At 65.3% G+C, this 15,648-nt stretch carries 18 protein-coding genes; 5 read left to right on the top strand and 13 right to left on the bottom strand.

Features of this window, described 5'->3' with window-relative positions; translation table 11 throughout:
• Positions 1–133 precede the first annotated feature (133 nt).
• The 5 genes from ABD53_RS03970 to mbhE are packed head-to-tail and all read right to left on the bottom strand — an operon-like array spanning position 134 to position 5,479.
• Positions 134–637, bottom strand: coding sequence for a Na+/H+ antiporter subunit E (locus ABD53_RS03970; RefSeq protein ID WP_084709286.1), 504 nt, complete (start codon positions 635–637; stop codon positions 134–136).
• A 19-nt stretch (positions 638–656) separates the two neighbouring features.
• Positions 657–2,135, bottom strand: coding sequence for a complex I subunit 5 family protein (locus ABD53_RS03975; protein ID WP_235401313.1), 1,479 nt, complete (start codon positions 2,133–2,135; stop codon positions 657–659).
• A complete protein-coding gene (locus ABD53_RS03980) occupies positions 2,135–2,614 on the bottom strand; it encodes a sodium:proton antiporter (RefSeq protein ID WP_047864492.1) in 480 nt (159 codons plus the stop codon). The genes ABD53_RS03975 and ABD53_RS03980 overlap by 1 nt, the downstream gene beginning before the upstream one ends.
• Positions 2,615–2,621: 7 nt before the next feature.
• Positions 2,622–3,215: an MnhB domain-containing protein gene (locus ABD53_RS03985; protein WP_235401315.1), complete on the bottom strand. Its 594-nt coding sequence runs from the start codon at positions 3,213–3,215 to the stop codon at positions 2,622–2,624.
• Entirely contained in the window at positions 3,212–5,479 is a 2,268-nt protein-coding gene (mbhE, locus tag ABD53_RS03990) for a hydrogen gas-evolving membrane-bound hydrogenase subunit E (RefSeq protein WP_235401317.1), read from the bottom strand. The genes ABD53_RS03985 and mbhE overlap by 4 nt, the downstream gene beginning before the upstream one ends.
• A 408-nt stretch (positions 5,480–5,887) precedes the next feature.
• Between mbhE and moaA the strand changes: the two genes are divergently transcribed.
• Positions 5,888–6,892, top strand: a complete 1,005-nt coding sequence (gene moaA, locus ABD53_RS03995; RefSeq protein ID WP_160309620.1) for a GTP 3',8-cyclase MoaA — start codon at positions 5,888–5,890, stop codon at positions 6,890–6,892.
• Between the two features lie 25 nt (positions 6,893–6,917).
• On the opposite strand, the gene ABD53_RS04000 is transcribed toward moaA, so the two are convergent.
• Both ABD53_RS04000 and ABD53_RS04005 read right to left on the bottom strand, forming a co-directional pair.
• The gene (locus ABD53_RS04000; RefSeq protein WP_084709287.1) at positions 6,918–7,283 is read right to left on the bottom strand and encodes an ATP-dependent Clp protease adaptor ClpS; all 366 of its coding nucleotides are present in this window, start codon (positions 7,281–7,283) and stop codon (positions 6,918–6,920) included.
• 146 nt (positions 7,284–7,429) lie between these two features.
• On the bottom strand, positions 7,430–8,602 hold the full coding sequence (locus tag ABD53_RS04005) for an acetoin utilization protein AcuC (protein WP_047864494.1): 1,173 nt from the start codon (positions 8,600–8,602) through the stop codon (positions 7,430–7,432).
• 328 nt (positions 8,603–8,930) lie between these two features.
• Here ABD53_RS04005 and ABD53_RS04010 point away from each other — a divergent pair, with 328 nt between their 5' ends.
• Positions 8,931–9,308, top strand: a complete 378-nt coding sequence (locus tag ABD53_RS04010) for a hypothetical protein (protein WP_047864495.1) — start codon at positions 8,931–8,933, stop codon at positions 9,306–9,308.
• 57 nt (positions 9,309–9,365) lie between these two features.
• On the opposite strand, the gene ABD53_RS04015 is transcribed toward ABD53_RS04010, so the two are convergent.
• The 3 genes from ABD53_RS04015 to ABD53_RS04025 are packed head-to-tail and all read right to left on the bottom strand — an operon-like array spanning position 9,366 to position 10,475.
• A complete protein-coding gene (locus tag ABD53_RS04015; RefSeq protein WP_047864496.1) occupies positions 9,366–9,719 on the bottom strand; it encodes a rhodanese-like domain-containing protein in 354 nt (117 codons plus the stop codon).
• Positions 9,720–9,732: 13 nt separating this feature from the next.
• Positions 9,733–10,026, bottom strand: a complete 294-nt coding sequence (locus ABD53_RS04020; RefSeq protein WP_235401357.1) for a Dabb family protein — start codon at positions 10,024–10,026, stop codon at positions 9,733–9,735.
• A 5-nt stretch (positions 10,027–10,031) separates the two neighbouring features.
• Entirely contained in the window at positions 10,032–10,475 is a 444-nt protein-coding gene (locus tag ABD53_RS04025) for a nuclear transport factor 2 family protein (protein WP_047864498.1), read from the bottom strand.
• Between the two features lie 181 nt (positions 10,476–10,656).
• Between ABD53_RS04025 and ABD53_RS04030 the strand changes: the two genes are divergently transcribed.
• Positions 10,657–10,902: a carboxymuconolactone decarboxylase family protein gene (locus ABD53_RS04030; RefSeq protein WP_047864499.1), complete on the top strand. Its 246-nt coding sequence runs from the start codon at positions 10,657–10,659 to the stop codon at positions 10,900–10,902.
• 12 nt (positions 10,903–10,914) lie between these two features.
• On the top strand, positions 10,915–11,259 hold the full coding sequence (locus tag ABD53_RS04035; RefSeq protein WP_152670564.1) for a carboxymuconolactone decarboxylase family protein: 345 nt from the start codon (positions 10,915–10,917) through the stop codon (positions 11,257–11,259).
• Positions 11,260–11,292: 33 nt separating this feature from the next.
• Here the strand turns inward: ABD53_RS04035 and ABD53_RS04040 are convergent, their stop codons facing one another.
• On the bottom strand, positions 11,293–12,177 hold the full coding sequence (locus ABD53_RS04040; protein WP_152670565.1) for a TVP38/TMEM64 family protein: 885 nt from the start codon (positions 12,175–12,177) through the stop codon (positions 11,293–11,295).
• 207 nt (positions 12,178–12,384) lie between these two features.
• Complete coding sequence (locus ABD53_RS04045; protein WP_084709288.1) at positions 12,385–13,305, bottom strand: DMT family transporter; 921 nt, start codon at positions 13,303–13,305, stop codon at positions 12,385–12,387.
• A 428-nt stretch (positions 13,306–13,733) separates the two neighbouring features.
• Here ABD53_RS04045 and ABD53_RS04050 point away from each other — a divergent pair, with 428 nt between their 5' ends.
• Positions 13,734–14,177: a C40 family peptidase gene (locus tag ABD53_RS04050; protein ID WP_053057660.1), complete on the top strand. Its 444-nt coding sequence runs from the start codon at positions 13,734–13,736 to the stop codon at positions 14,175–14,177.
• A gap of 182 nt (positions 14,178–14,359) precedes the next feature.
• Here ABD53_RS04050 and ABD53_RS04055 read toward each other — a convergent pair whose 3' ends face one another.
• Positions 14,360–15,550 (bottom strand): PP2C family protein-serine/threonine phosphatase, encoded by a 1,191-nt coding sequence (locus ABD53_RS04055; RefSeq protein ID WP_047864502.1) that lies wholly within the window; start codon positions 15,548–15,550, stop codon positions 14,360–14,362.
• Positions 15,551–15,648 lie beyond the last annotated feature (98 nt).

Raw genomic sequence — 15,648 nt, forward strand, 5'->3', positions numbered from 1 at the left:
CCGGGTAGCAGATCCTCTATCTGGTGCCATTGCTTGTCTGTAAGCTCGTAGCGTTTAGGCATCTCTACCTCACTCGGTCTCTTGTCCGCGAGTGAAGTGATGCTATCTCAAATGTCGATTTACCCTAGGGGAGCTAGGGAAAGACCTTCTTCTGATAACGCTGGTACATCTGCTCCAGGGAGTCCCGTACCTCGTCCGGGTCCCCGGCCTCTATGGCGTGGATCAGCATTACTCCCTGCTCGTGATCCACCGCAACCAGGAAGGTGCCCGGCGAGAGGGTCGTGGCCAGCGTCGAGACCGCAATCCCGACCGGCGTGCGCTCTCCTATCGGGACCGCGACTATCCCAGGGCTCCTGAGTTCCCTTATCCCCAGGGTGTAGAGTGAGACGGTCCAGGTGCCCTGGATCACGTCCCACACCACCGCGCCCGCGTACACGGGGAAAGCCGCCAGCCGCCGCAGAAAGCCGCCCCGCACGCTCCCGCTCCAGCCCCGCTCGGGGAACAGGAACCGGCTCAACCCGAAGACCAGGGCGCCAGAGACCACAGCCCCCACGAGCAGATCCATCGGCTTAAAGCTCGAAAGCACCATCGCGTAGACGAGCGTCAAAAATGCTATGGCAGGCAAGGCCCGGCTCAAGGGTGGCCCCCGGACATCCTCATCGGCCACCCCCCATCGAGGCGGCAGGGTCTGATGGGGCTGCTGGGGCTGATGGGGCAGACAGCGCCTCGGCCGCGCCCTGGCTCAGTACCAGTAGCGGCTCCGGCCACAGGCCCAGCGCGACCACCAGACCCGCGACCACTATCAAAAGCCCCCGCACAACCGCCGGGCTCGGCTTGCCGCCGCGCTCTATCGTCGGGCTGGCCTCCCCCGGACGCCGGGCCGGAGACTCCCCGGGCCTCATGTACACCCGCTGGTACACCTGGAAAGAGTAGAGAAACGACAGGACGCTGCCCGCGAAGACCAGCGCGACCAGCACCACGCTGCCCCACAGCGACTCCAGCCCGATGCTCGCCTGAAAGAGGGAGAGCTTGCCCAGGAACCCGACCGCCGGCGGCACGCCCGCCACGGAGAACGCCCCTATCACGAAAGCCGCCCCCACCAGCGGCCCCCGCAGCCCGGTCGCCAGGAACAGGAGCAGCTTGTTCAGCGAGTTCACGAACGCGTACAGCGTCGCCGCCGCGAACCCCAGAGGGCCGCCTATGCCGAGCGCGACCAGTATGTATCCCACCTGGCCTATGGACGAGTAGGCCATAACCTCGACCGGCGAGCGGCGCGAGATCGCCTGCAACGCGCCGTAGATTATAGAGAGCGTGCCGATCACGAGCAGCACCACCCGGGCCTCGGCGAGCTGCTCGGGCAGTATGCCGCCGCCGAAACGCAGCAGCCCGTAGCTCCCGATGTTCGCCAGCGCCCCCGAGAGTATCGCCGCCACCGGGGCGTGCGAGCCGACGTAGACCGCCGGCAGCCAGAAGTGAAACGGAAACAGCCCCAGCTTGAGCCCGAACGCCACGAAGATCGCCGCCGCGATAAAGATGGTGGGCGCGATCCCGGCGTCGCCTATCCTCGCCGCGACCACGTCCATGTCCAGAGAGCCCGTAAGGTGATACAGGCCGGCGACCGCGATCACGAATATAACGGACCCCAGAAGGTTCACCACCGCGAAGATAAACGCCGCCCGCACCTGATAGTCCCGCTCCCGGTAGCCCGTTAGCACGTACGAGGCGGTCATGGCTATCTCGAAGAACACGTAGAAGTTGAAGATGTCACCGGTGAGGAAGATGCCCATGAGGCCGCTGTTCAGGAACAGAACCAGCGCCGGGAAGGTCCTGGAGCGCACCCCGCCGAGCACCTCGTAGGTAAGCGAGATCAGGATAACCGCCCCCGAGATGAGCGCGAACGTTACCCCGAGCGCGTCGGCCCGCAGCGCGATGCCCACCCCTTCGGGCCACCCGCCCGAGATCATCTCTATCTCCCCGCCGCGCACGACCCGCACGGCCAGCGCGACCGTGGCGGCGAAGCTCGCCGTCATGCCCGCCACCGCGAACCACCCTACCACCCGTTTGTGCCCATCCAGCATGGCGAGCACCGCGGCGAACACCCAGGTTATGAGGATGGGGGCCGCCAGCAGCGCCACTAGTCCCCCATCCCTCTACCGCCGCCCGGGTGGGGGGCGGACTCTTCCGGGGTCTCCCGCTCGGGGTCTTCGGAGCCGGTTCTCGGCTCCTCTTCTCGGGTCACGGGCCGGGAAGAGCCATCCTCTTCGAGGGCCTCGGCGGCCCGGATCTCGGCCCTGGAGAGGTCGTTTATGTCCACGGAGCCGTGGGCGCGATACAGCCTGTAGACCAGCGCCAGAAGTAGCGCGGTGATGCTGGAGCTGATGACTATGGCCGTCAGCACCATCGCCTGCACCAGCGGGTCGCTCGCCGTCTCCCCCTCGGGTATGGGCACTATCGGGGTGACGCCGACGGAGAGCCCGGAGGCGATGATAAACAGGTTCGCCGCGTTGGAGATCAGGACGATCCCCACCACCATCCGCACCAGGTTCCGCTGGAGCATCAGGTAGGAGCCGGTGCCGAAGAGGATGGCCACGGTCAGCGAGATGGCGAATATCACGAGCCGCTCACAGCGTCCGGCCCTCTTTGAGCCTCTCTACCGGGCCGACCTCGTAGGTCTTCTCCTCCACGTCCGCCACGGTGGGGTCGCCCATGACCCTCGACACCAGGCTTATAACGCCGGTGCCATACCCGAGCACCAGTAGGGCGATGCCGCAGTCGAAGGCGACGGCCGTTATCAGCTCGATGGTGCCGATGTAGATGACGTCCGAGCCGGGCGCGGGGTAGTGGGTAAAGACCGGATCTCCCATGAACAGCGGCACTATGGCGACCGTCAGCGCGATCAGGAGCCCAACGTAGGAGAGCTTGCCGATGCCCCGCACCGGGAGCGTCCGCTCTACCTCGTCGCGCCCGAAGGCCAGATACTGCATGAGTAAGCCGAGCGCGGCGACCACCCCGGCGGAGAAACCGTCTCCGGGCTGGGCGTAGCCTTTCACGATGATCGCGACGGCGGCCACCAAAGTCGGCGCGAGCAGCAGCCGGGCGACCACCCGCGTCATGATGCTCGTCACCTCTTCGGCGGTGCCGTTGATTCCAGAGTTTGCCTTACCCGCTTTATCCACGCCCTCTCCGGGGCGCCGGTTGTCGCGCCTGGCGCTCAAGGCAGCCTCCCCCGGGCGAGCAGCGTCGCCACCCCGAGCAGCACCAGGGCGACGACCGAGATCTCACCCATCGTATCTAGCCCCCGGAAGTCGGCGAGTATCACCGTCACCACGTCCTTGCCGTGGGCGTCCGGTGTGAGGGCTATGTGGCGCTGGGCCACGCTACGGGGCGAGGACGGCTGCGATAGCGTACTCCACGAGATCGCCATCGCGAAACACCCGGCGACCACGGCGACGAAGGCCTTGCGCCGCACCGCCTTGATGGGGATGCGGGCCCCACTTTCGAGCGTCTTGCGCGGGATGAGACGCAGCATCCCGAGCAGCACGAGGGTGACTATCGTCTCGACGAGCACGGCGACCAGCGCGACGTCCGGCGCGCCGAAGAAGGCGAACGCCACCGCCACCGAGAAGCCGGAGCTCGATAGCACCAGGGCGATGGTCACGTGCTTGCGGGCGAACGCCGTCGCAATGGTCGCGAGCGAGGCCGCCACGAGCGCGAACAGCAGCGGCCAGTCTTGGGCGTCAATGGACCCGAACCTGTAAGTGCCGCCCTGCACGGTGGCCAGGAACCCGATCCCGACCAGCACCCCGGCGGGCAGGAGTATGGCCGCGACCCGGCTCCGCATGTCCCGCACCTCTATGTTGTGCATCACCGTCGAGAGCCGGTTCAGTCCGTCCACGCTCGCGTTGTAGGCCCTCTCCGGTCCGGCCACCTCTCCCGCGCGGGCGAACAGCGAAGCCGCCCCCTGCCAGTACGGCCGCGTCAGGATTAAAAGAGCCCCCAGCGCGAAGGTCGCCAGCGCAAGCAAGTTCTCGGGCCGGGCGTCCAGATGATAGGCGGGCTCCACGCTCTTTACCGCTCCCAGGTACGAGGCCGCCCCGGCCGCCCGTGCCAGGTCCGCGAAAGGACCGACCAGCACGCCACCAAGGATCGTAAGCGCGCCGAGGCCCAGGATCGGGCCGGTCATCATCCCCGAGACCGGCTCCGCGGCGGTACGGTACGGGCCGAGGAACACCCCGCTCCAGAAGCGCCAGGTGTAGGCGAGCGTCAGGATGGTCGCCGCGAGCGCGAGAAAGGCGAACGGCGCGCCCCGCTCGAACGCCGCCCCGTAGAATAGCTCATCCTTGAAGAACCCTATCGTGAAGGGGAACGCCGCGAGCCCGGCGGCCGCCACCCCGCTGCCGACCGCGAGAGCCGGCATTCTCGGCGCAAGGCCTCCCAGGCGCGAGAGCCGTGTCTCGCCCGTTGCCTCGGAGGCGGCCCCGGCGGTCAGGAAGAGCGCGCTCTTCGCGAGGGCGTGGGCGATCACGTACAGTGCGGCCCCGACCGCGCCATATTTCCCGCCGAGCCCGTACATGAACACCACGTATCCGTACTGCGAGATCGTGGAGTACGCCAGGAGCTGCTTCAGGACGTCCCGGGTGAGCGCCAAGATGCCGCCGACCGCTATCGAGAGCAGCCCGACGACCATCAGCGCGGTGAGCAGCGTCTCGCTCTTTTGCAGGAGCGGGTAGACGCGCCCGATCAGGAGCACCCCGGCGGCGACCATCGCCGCCGAGTGCAGATAGGCGCTGACCGGGGTCGGCGCGGCCATAGCCCGCGGCAGCCAGAACTGGAACGGCACCTGGGCGCTCTTGGCGAGCCCGGCGATTGCGATCAGGCCCCCCGCCACGGTCAGGAGCGGCCCGGGCTCGGTGAGACGCGCGAGCTCCGGGATGGAGAAGGTCCCGTGCGCACCATAGAGCATGAGCGCCCCCACCAGCAACAGCACGGCGGTGGAGCCGGTCACCACGAGCGCCATGAGCGCCGAGGCCCGGGAGTCCTCCTTGTGACGGTCGAAGCCGATGAGGAAGTAGCTCGCTATCGCCGTGAGGTCCCAAAACAAGAAGACCAGGATGAGATCCTGCGCCATCGCCAGCCCGACCATCGAGCCCATAAACAGCGCCATGAACGCGAAGAACCTTACCCCGTGCTCGTGCTCGGGCTTTCCGGCGTGCGACTCGTGCTCCAGGTGGAGCGGCAGGTAGCGCCAGGAGTAGACGAACACCGCGAACCCTATACCGGTCGCCAGCAGCGAGTACAGCGCCGCCAGACCGTCCAGCTCCAGCGAGAAACGGAGGTCTAGCGCCGGTGCCCAAGCCACGTCTACAGACCCGCCGCCCGAGTACCATCCGAAGAGCGTGGCCAGCGCCGCCAGCCCGGCGAACAGGGCGGCGGTCGGGGCCGCCAGCGCCGGACGAGCCAGGCCAGAGAGCGCGGCCACCCCGGAAGCGCAGAGCGCGAGCACCAGCGGAGCGAGTACGGCCAGCGCCGTCAGCGGCCAGCCCCTATCTTACGCCTCTTCTTACGCCTCCTACGCCCGGGGATTCCGAGTGCCCCGTTCCAGGGCTCCCGCGAGTTGGGCCCGTGCTGTCTCAAATCGTCAAATACTCCCCTCTCGACGGGGGCTACACTGGATAATCAGCTCCAATCAGCCCGGAGACCCGCAGCCCCACCGGCCGAAACAAGTACTGTAACAGGATAAACCAAACGTCCAGACCTCGTCGGAAGCCCCACGCCTCGGCCTCCGGCGGCCCGGCGGTCCGTGTGATCTATATGGTTCCCGTTTAAAACGCCGTATGGGTGCCGTGTGGGAGATACAATGATGGTGGAAGCTAACCCAGGGGTAGAGATGGCACGCACGTCACAGATGGTTCAGCTAACCGACAGCTTTGAGCGCAAGATGGATTACCTGCGCATCTCGGTCACCGACCGGTGCAACTTCCGCTGCCAGTACTGCATGCCGGAGGACATAAAGTTCGAGAACCCAGAGCTCCTGCTTTCGCTGGAGGAGATGCTCACCTTCGCCGAGGCCTGCCTACAGCTCGGAGTAACCAAGGTCCGCGTCACCGGCGGCGAGCCGCTGGTGCGCAAGGGTGTGGTGGGGTTCATAGGCCAGCTAAAGGCGATGGGCTTCGAGGACGTCACCATGACCACCAACGGTTTCCTCCTCAAGGAGAACCTGGAAGGCCTGGTGGATGCCGGGCTTGACCGGGTAAACATCTCCATAGACACCCTCCAGCCCGAGAAGTTCCAGTTCATCACCCGCCGCAATCACTTCCAGAAGGTGTGGGACGCGATCATGGCGGCCCTAGAGACCCCGCTGTCTCCGGTAAAGCTAAACGCCGTGGCGATGCGGGGCGTGAACGACGACGAGATAGTGGACATGGCGAGGCTCACCCAGGAGCACGCCCTGCACGTGCGCTTTATAGAGCTCATGCCCCTGAATGGCGACACCGACGGGGTAAGGTTCAGGAAGCTCTTTATCTCGGGTAAGGAGATCCTGGACCGGGCGAGGACGGAGCTTGGGGATTTGAAGCCCGTGGAGAAAGACGACCCCGCGGCCCCGGCGGACGAGTTCAAGTTCGACGGCGCGCCGGGTAACTTCGGCGTGATAACGCCGGTATCGGAGCCGTTCTGCGCCAGGTGCTCCAGACTGAGGCTAACGGCGGACGGCAAGATCCACCCCTGCCTGCTAACCGACCTCGACGTGCCGGTGATGGACGCCATACGCTCCGAAGAGCCGATAACCGAGATACACAAGGTTTTGTGGGAGACGGCCCGGGTGAAGCCGGCCGCCGGTTTGACGCTCCCCGAGGAGTCCCGAAACCGCACCATGAGCCAGATCGGGGGCTAGAAAAGGGCTAAAGAAGTAGAGGGCTCTAATCGGGCTCTATGGTGGCGATCAGGCCTCTGGAGCGGAGCCCTTCCTCGTACATCTCGGCGAGCTCCTTGTGGCAGCGTTTGGCTACCGCTTTACCCTTGGTATGGGCCTCCAGCATGATCGTGACGGCCTTTTCCTGGGTCATCTTGGGTATGACCTGTTGTAGGGACTGCACGACGTGCTCCATCGGGTTGCTGCTGTCGTTGTGGAGGATCACCTTGTAAGTCGGCTCCGGAGTGGCCTTGCTTTTCGTGGGGGTCTCGGGCTTCTTTACCGGGGCCTCGGTGGCCAGGATAACCTGCGGTAACTGCGTTATCCCGGCACCGGCTCGGGTAACCCGCCGGGTGACGATCTCCTCGCTCATAACGGTGCTTCTACCTCCCTGTGGACGCCCGACCGCCGGGCTCTCTCGGGTCTTACGAGTGCTCGCGGACCTTACCGGGAGATATTCTAACCGAGCGGTCCCGGATTGCGTAGCCGGAGTTCACAGAGATCTGGCTACGCCCGGTCTCATTTTATTAGCGGCAGCACCTTCTCCAGGACCTCCTCGACGGTGCGGCGGTTGCGGTCCGCTATAGACGAGGCCCGGGGGCCCGGCGGATACTCCTCGGCCAGGTCGTGCATCAGGCGCGGCAGCTCCACGGGGCACTCGCGTTGCCAGCGGGAGATCCAATCCCCGGCCGTTTTCTCGGGCAGCTCTGCATGAGAGACGACGGCCCAGAGCGCGGTCCAGGCCCTGGGCACGACGCGCCACCAGTCGTAGCCGCCGCCCCCGGTCGCGACCCACTTCCCGCCGCAGAGGTCGTGGGCGAGGTCGTGGACGCGGCGCGGGACGTGCTCGTACAGGCGGGTCGTGGCCGCGAGATGGGTCAAAGGGTCCAGCCGGTGACCGTCACAGCCGTTCTGGGAGATGATGATGTCCGGGCCGAACGCCCGCAGGGTCTCGGGCACGACCTCCTCGAAGCACGAGATCCAGGACTCGTCCCCGGTGTAGGGCTCGAGGGGGACGTTGACCGAGTAGCCTTCTCCCTCTCCCCGGCCCCGCTCCCCGACGCCGCCGGTGCCGGGGAACAGATACCGCCCGGACTCGTGCATGGAGATGGTGAGCACCTCGGGGTCCTCGTAGAACATCCACTGCACGCCGTCGCCGTGGTGGGCGTCCGTGTCCACGTAGGCGACGCGGATACCGGGGTAGTCCTTCTTGAGCCGGGCTATCGCGGCCCCGGCGTCGTTGTAGAAGCAGAAGCCGCTCGCCTGACTCCTGAGGGCGTGGTGCAGGCCGCCGGAGACGCACATGGCGTGCTCGGCCTCACCGGCCATGACCATCCGGCTCGCCTCCATCACCGCGCCCACCACGTGGGAGCACGCCTCGTGTACGCCCGGCACCACGGGGTTGTCCGGCGTACCGATACCGTAGCGCATGAGCTCCGCGGCCCTCACCGGGTCCAGCATCCCCCCTCCGCCGGCCTCCTGTACGCTACGCACGTAGGACAGGCTGTGGACGGCCAGGAGGTCCTCCTCAGCGGCCGGCTCCGCCCCGACCATCTCAACCCCGTCGAACAGCCCGAGCTCTTCGCACAGCTCGATGGTGAGCCGGATGCGCAGGGGATTGAACGGGTGGTCCTCGCCAAAACCATAGGACTCTAACGCCCTGTCGTGAACCATTACCGGGTGACCGCTCACGGACTACTCCCCTCTGTACGACGCTCTTCTCCGTATCTCCGGTGAGGAGACTAGAGGCCTCCTGCTGGCTCCGGCGGACGGTCCGCCAGGACGGGCAGCTGGCGTATCCGCCGCGCTTTCGGCCCGGCGCGGGCCCCGTAACCTCCGTAGCCTCTGTGACCTCTCCTCTACGCGATCCTCGACGTCCGGCATCCGCCCTCTCCCGCTTCTGAGCCTCCAGGCGCTACCGCTCGTCACCCAGGATTATATAACCCGCCGGAGCGGGGCTGCCGTGGCAAGGAGGCGTAAGGCGGGTATGATGCGGCCATGATGGAGGTGTGAACGGGCCATGTCAGAGCAGATAAGCCAGTATCTGGCCGACCAGGCGACGATGCTGGTCCGGGAGAGCTTTACCGGGGTGCGGGCCGAGTGGTGGTGGGAGCGCCGCATAGGCGGCGGTATCGAGGTCTGTCAGGAGCTTGATCCGGACCGGGCCGGGCGAGACCTTTCCAGACAGCTAGACGTCTCCCGGGAACGGGCGACGGAGGCCGTGCTCTCGGAGCTGGGCGTGGACGAGGCCGAAGAGCCGGAGGCCGTGGTGCTCACCTTCGAGATACCGGGCGACGCCACCGCCGACGAAGCCTCGAAACTCCTTTCGGATCGTTCGGCCACTCCGGAAGGGCTCGCCGCCCCCCTGTACGAGAGGGTGAGGGCCAGGCTGGGGTAGCCCGGCGTGCCAGCCCCACGGGCCGGACGCCGCAAACTTCCGAGCCACTAGACGGCCTCAGTAACGGGGCACCTCGGGGTCGGCGGCGGAGTAGGAGTCGAGGCCGCCTTCGAGGTTCAACACCCGCTCGAATCCGGCGCTCCCGAGGAGACGCACGATGTGGGCGCTGCGCACGCCGTGGTGGCAGATCACCACGGTATCCCGCTCGCCGTCGGGCTCCGGCATCCCCTCCTCGGCGATCACGGACATCGGGGTCAGCACCGAGCCTTCGATGCGAGCCCGCTCGAACTCCCAGGGTTCCCGCACGTCGAGTAGCTGCAGGCTCTGTCCGGCGTCCCCGGCGTCGAGGCGGCGCTTCAAGTCGGCCGGCGTTATGTTCGGCAGGCCCTCTTCTCCGAAGCTCCGGTCCATGTTCTGTAAAATCCTAGGTCTCTGGCTCGTAGTCCACGACTATGCGTCCGGTCGTCCTCTGATCCAGCTTCTCCACGACCGCGAGGTGGTCGGGGTGCTGCATGTAGCCCTGGAGGTCGTCGCGGGTGCGCAGCCTGACGACCAGACCGTGGGTGTAGCCCCCGGAGCGTCCGCTGAAGTCCTCTCCCACGCTAAGGTCCACGACGCCGGGCACGGACTCCTCCAGGGCGTTCAGGGAGCTTATAAGGTCCCGCGTATCCTCGCCGGATACGTCATCCCGCATGGTAAACAGCACGACGTGCTCCACCAACTCTAGCTCCCTTCCCGAGCGACCCCGATGCGGCGCTCGGACTCGTGTATCTCATAGTCGTTTATCGAGGCGTCCCGGCGGCGCATGAGGCCGTTATCGTCGAACTCCCAGTGCTCGTTGCCGTGGCTGCGCCACCAGCGGCCTTCCGCGTCCCGGGACTCGTACTCGAAGCGCACGGAGATGCGGTTGTCCTCGTAACACCACAACTCCTTCATCAGCCGGTAGTCGAGCTCGCGCGACCACTTGCGCTCCAGAAAGGCGACTATCTCGTCCCGACCCTCGAAAAACTCGTCGCGGTTACGCCACCTGGAGTCCACGGTGTACGCCTTGGCAACCTTCTCGGGGTCGCAGGTGTTCCAGGCGTCCTGCGCCAGCTTCACCTTCTGGCGGGCCGTCTCCTCGTCGAACGGCGGCGTCGGCGGCCTCGGCTCCTCGTCCTGCTGCAAGGATGCTCCTCTCTGACTCTCCAAAACTCCCCAAAGCCGTGCATTAACCGTATTAACCGTACACAAGCTATGCACATCTTATCTAACTTATCTAACGGATATTCGACCCGCCACGCCGCTTTCTGGAGGCGTGGCGTATCTGTTACCGTCACCCTGGGAATACAGAGAAAGGAGAGACGAGTTGGCGCGCATACCCATCATGCACGAGGATGACCCCTCTACCCCGCGGCAGACGCGGGAGCTTCTGGGGGAGATCGGCGAAAGGCGGGGGCAGGTGCTCAACATATACCGGGCGATGGCCAATCACCCGCAGCTTGCGAAGCCTTTTGTGGAGTTCTACGTGACCGCGAGAGAGGGCGGGCTTACGCAGGCCGAGTGCGAGCTCGCGTACCTTTCGGCGACCGTCGCGAACGACTGTCACTACTGAATACCGACGCACGTGATGCTCGGTCGGAGCGTCGGACTCAGCGAGGACAAGATCCACCACGTCGGCGACGATGACCCGCCGGAGGACGTCTACGAGCCTTCGGAGCGGGCGATAGTGCGTTACGGCCGCAGGTCCACTCTGGAGATAACCGTGGACGAGGAAACCTACGGGGCGCTCACCGAACACTACGCCCTGGAGCAGGTCATGGAGATCTGGGCCCTGGTCGGCGTTGCGAACATGGTGAACCGCTTCCACGCCACCTTCCACACGGACGTGGACCCGGAGACCCTACAGGCGGTGGAGGCCGGAGACCAGGAGGCAGGCTCGTGCCCCCTGCCGATGCCGGATAAGCCCTGAGCCCCCGGCTTTCCTAACCGCCCCTGGCCGCCCCTAGCCGCCGTCGCTGGCGCGGCTGCGCCTCGAGGTGTAGCGCCAGAGCTCCCAACAGACGTAGGCCACGACCACGCCGCCGATCACCATCCAGGCCACGGGCCCCAGGTGGAGCAGGTTGCCCGCCAGCACGGAGACCACGACTATCGGGATGATGCCGAGCGCGGTGGTCCAGGTAAACTTCCAAAATGGGACCTTCAGCAGCCCCATCGCGAGGTTCAGGAGGCTAAAGGAGACCACTGGCACGAAACGTATCGCCACGAGTTGCCAGGTGGAGCGGCGCGCGGTCCAGGCTTCCATCCTCTCCAGGCGTTCGCCGGAGGTTATTTTGTATGCCAGCGGCCGGGCGAACCGGGTGGTGGAGTACCCGACCCAGGCCGAGAGGATCATGCTGAACCAGGTGATGGCGATGCCGCCCCAGGCGCCAAAGACCAGTCCGTTCGCGAGCGCCAGTATCTCCAGGGGGAACGGAAAGTACGTGTGCAGTATCATCAGCCCTACGGAGGCGAGCGGCGCGGCAGGCCCGATATTCTGGATGGCCTGGCGCATGCTCTCCGTATCCAGGCTGTTCTCGAACCTGATGGCCTGTGTGATCAGACCGCTGTAGATCAACCACCCCAGCACCGCCGCGAAGGCCAGCCCGACCACGACGTAGATCCAGCCCCCACGCCGCCGGGGCTTCTTCGCCGCCGGTCGCTTACTGCCCTCCGTCTCCTCCGGGCCACCAGGGGCGGGAGACTCCTCCCGGGACCCGGTGGTGTCTACCGGCTCCCGCTCTTTGGAGCTTTTGAGGCTTCTGGGGCTTTTAGAGCTTCTCCCGTTCAGCGGGCGTTCCTCTCCGGTCTCGTGGCCGGGTAGATGCGGCGGCGGGCATGGTCTTCCCACGCCCGGAGGCCGTCTGTGCCGGGGTAACCCCGGTAGCCCATATCTTCATACCCGCTTTTCATATCCGCTTATCTCGTCGGAGACGACGCGTCTAGCGTGTAATCGAGGCCGCCAGGCTCCGTGTCCCTACCCTCGGAGGATACCGCACATTCCGGCTCTACCTCGGTATATCTCGGCCTACCCCGACAGACGTAACGGCGTCCGGGCCTACGAAGCTTTGCCCGCTCTCCTGCGGTTCACCAGGTAGATGCCCGTCACGATCAGGGCCGCGCCCAGGATCAGGGAGTAGCTCAACTCTTCGCCCAGAAACACCGCCCCGAGGGCGACCGAGACCAGTGGCACGAAGAAGATGTAGGCCGAGACCCGGCTCGCTTCGCCCGCCGAGACCAGCCGGAGCCAGAGCACCCAGGCCATCGCGATCCCGGCAAAGGAGGTATACAAGAGGCTCGCGACGAACCCGGTGTTCCAGATTATCTCGGACAACGGGTCGGCCACCAGCCCGCAAAGCGTCAGCACCAGCCCGCCACAGAGGAACATGAGGGCTACAAACCACAGCGTCGAGCCCCCGTCCTGCTGACGCTTGAAGTATACGGTGCCGCCGGCCCAGGAGAGCGCCGAGACCACGCCGAGCAACACTCCCACCGGCGACAACCCGCCGGAGAGGCTCCCGGAGCTAACCGCCACCACCCCGGCAAACCCGAGCAGGAGCCCCACGGACTTGAGGGGCGTGAGAGCCTCCCCGAGGAAAGCCCAGGCCAGGAGCCCGGTGAGTATCGGCTGCAGGTAGATCAGCACCGCCGCGGACCCCGAAGGCAGCCGCATCACCGCTAGGGTCTGGAACCCGATAAAGAAGACCACGTTCAACGCCGTGGCGACCGCCAACACGCCCAGCATCCCCGACACTCCCGGCATGCCTCGTCCGGGCGAAGCATCCTTCCCCCACACCGCCGCGGCCGCCGCAATGAAAACCCCGCCGAGCAACGTCCTCAACCCGGCAAAGAGTAACGGCGGCGCGTGATCCAACCCGACCTTTATGGCCGGGAACGAGGACCCCCAGACGACCACCAGAAAGCAGAAAGCGAGCACCGTCCGCCGGCGTCCGCTACCAATGCCGCCAGAGTCACCCAAACCCTACCCCACACAACGCGCCCATCCAATTAACCTGACTAACCTGGATCACTTATCTAACCCGGGCTCCGCTCGCATCCACCCGCCGAGTGTAACCCGGTCCTACCACACTCCCCTGAAAGCGCCGCTCGTGGGCCTCGTTACCGCCCCCGAACCACACCCAGACCGGCCTCACACAGGCTTTATATTAAAAATTGTTAAAATTGCCATAACGGACTTTCGGGCCGCTTTTACTATTTGTAAAGGGTTTTTCCCTACCCAATGTTCTGTGACTCTGACATAACCCGTTACGTTTTTGTTGCGTCGGGGTTTCGAAAAGGTTACTATGCCGCGCTTGAGGAGGGGGGCTCCTTAATTTTTCGAGGATTCCCTGATGATGTAAGCGAGTTGGAAGGCGGATATGTAGCTTGTCTACTTTGTCTACTAGCATGACGTCCAGGGTAGTTCTAGCCATCGTTCTGGTGGCGCTCATGTGCGTGGCGGCGGCCTCGGTATCGTCGAAGCCGGCCCACGCCCAGTCGGGTCAGGCCGTGGTCAGGGAGGCCGAGTCGTGGCTCGGTACGCCGTACGTCTGGGGCGGCACCAACCGGTACGGCGTGGATTGCTCGGGTCTTATACAGGCCGTGCACCGCAATCTCGGCGTCTCTATGCCGCGCACCACGTGGTCACAGTGGTGGGCCGGGGGCCGGAGCTGGTGGAACGGAGCCAATCCCGGCGACATGGTCTTCAGCAACTACGGCTATGGCTGGGCCTCGCACGTCGGCATCGCGACCGGCACGGGGTACACGATCAACGCCCCGTATCCCGGCACGGTGGTGCGCTACGACCCCATCTGGTGGGGCTACGTGAACGGTATCCGGGACATATTCTAATCTCGGCCGGATCCGTATAGAGCTGTGTAGAGTCCTATAGAGCTTACATAGCGGCTCCGGGACATGCACGAGAGAGGGCTACCCTTCACGGGTAGCCCTCTCTCGTACGGTTCTCGGTTGTTCCACTTCTTCACGCTCCACGCGGGCCCTGGTTATCCTTACTTAACGCTGCTTAACGCTGTTTACGAGAAAGGCTGCGGGAAAGGCGGCAGGTCCACGCAGACGATGGTTACGTCGTCCTCGATACCGGACTCACTGTACTCCTCGACCTTGCGCATCAGGAAGCTCAGGGCGTCCATTTTTACGAGATGCCGGGCCTCTTCTATGTAGCCGAGCAGGCCCTCGATGCCCAGTTGATGGCCGGTCTCATCGCGGCGCTCGGTAGCGCCGTCGGAGACGAAGATCACCCGCGCTCCCGGCTCCAGGTCGTAGCGGCAGGAGACGTACTCGGCGTTCTCCTCGAAAGCCCCCAGCGGCGGGTAGGAGTGGCTCGGGAAGAGCACTTGCGGGGGGCCGGCTCCCACAGGCGGGACCATTATCGGGTCGGGATGGGCGGCGCTTATCAGGTCCATCTGGAGCGTGGTGAGGTCTATGCTCGCGAGTATCAGGGTGGCGAACTGCTCATAGTTGGTCGCGGAGATCAACGCCCCGTGCGCAAACTCTGCTATCTCCCCGAGCCCACCGCCGCTTTTGCGGGCGTTGCGGACCGCACCGAGGGTAACGTACGAGATGCTCGCCGCGGTCAGACCCCTCCCCACGCCGTCGCAGACGGCGATGAAGAGCCTGTCCGGGTCCAGCGCGTAGTCGAACCAGTCCCCGCCCACGTCGTAGACGGGCTCTATTCCCCCGACCACCTGCGCCTCGGGCGTGTACAGCGCGCGCGGGGGGAGCTGGTTGCTCTGGAGCTCGGCGGCTATCGAGGGTGTCTTCCGGCGGCGCCTCGTCTCGACCACATCGGTGTACCGGTCGGCGACGTTGATGGTTATACCGGCTTTCATCCCCAGGCTCTGCAGGTCGGCGAGCCGCCCCTCCGCGGGCACGGCCTCGCTCCCCAGGAACAACGCGCCGATCGCCTCGTCCCGGAGCTTTATGGGGGCGGCGGAGAGGTAGGGAGATCGTAGCGGCTGCAACTGCCATCCAGAAGCGGGGGCATGGACGACCTCGTGGCCCTGCGCGACCTTCTTGAGAAGCCCCTCCTCCACCACGATCGGGAGCCGCCGGGACAGCTCCGTACTACCCGGATGGGCGTGGGTCAGGCAAAAATTCACCAGGTCGAGATGATCGAACAGCACCAGACATACGGGGCCACCCAGTGCCGACTCGCTACGGCGCACCACCAGGTCGAAGACCGAAGCCGGAGAGCCTTCTAGCAACTCCTCTATACCCGGTACGTCGTTCAGCGGGCACCTCCGGGAGTCAACCCGGAGAAGCGGACATGGGCGGGTAGAAGGCTACCTAGCCCGTCTAACCC

It is taken from the genome of Rubrobacter aplysinae, from assembly GCF_001029505.1.
Taxonomy (GTDB): Bacteria; Actinomycetota; Rubrobacteria; order Rubrobacterales; family Rubrobacteraceae; genus Rubrobacter_A; species Rubrobacter_A aplysinae.

What these genes read in the sequence shown, in the direction of transcription:
- moaA (WP_160309620.1), top strand. Translation starts at nt 5,888, where the DNA reads ATGGCACGCACGTCACAGATGGTTCAGCTAACCGACAGCTTTGAGCGC.
- ABD53_RS04000 (WP_084709287.1), bottom strand. Translation starts at nt 7,283, where the DNA reads ATGAGCGAGGAGATCGTCACCCGGCGGGTTACCCGAGCCGGTGCCGGG.
- ABD53_RS04010 (WP_047864495.1), top strand. Translation starts at nt 8,931, where the DNA reads ATGTCAGAGCAGATAAGCCAGTATCTGGCCGACCAGGCGACGATGCTG.
- ABD53_RS04015 (WP_047864496.1), bottom strand. Translation starts at nt 9,719, where the DNA reads ATGGACCGGAGCTTCGGAGAAGAGGGCCTGCCGAACATAACGCCGGCC.
- ABD53_RS04050 (WP_053057660.1), top strand. Translation starts at nt 13,734, where the DNA reads ATGACGTCCAGGGTAGTTCTAGCCATCGTTCTGGTGGCGCTCATGTGC.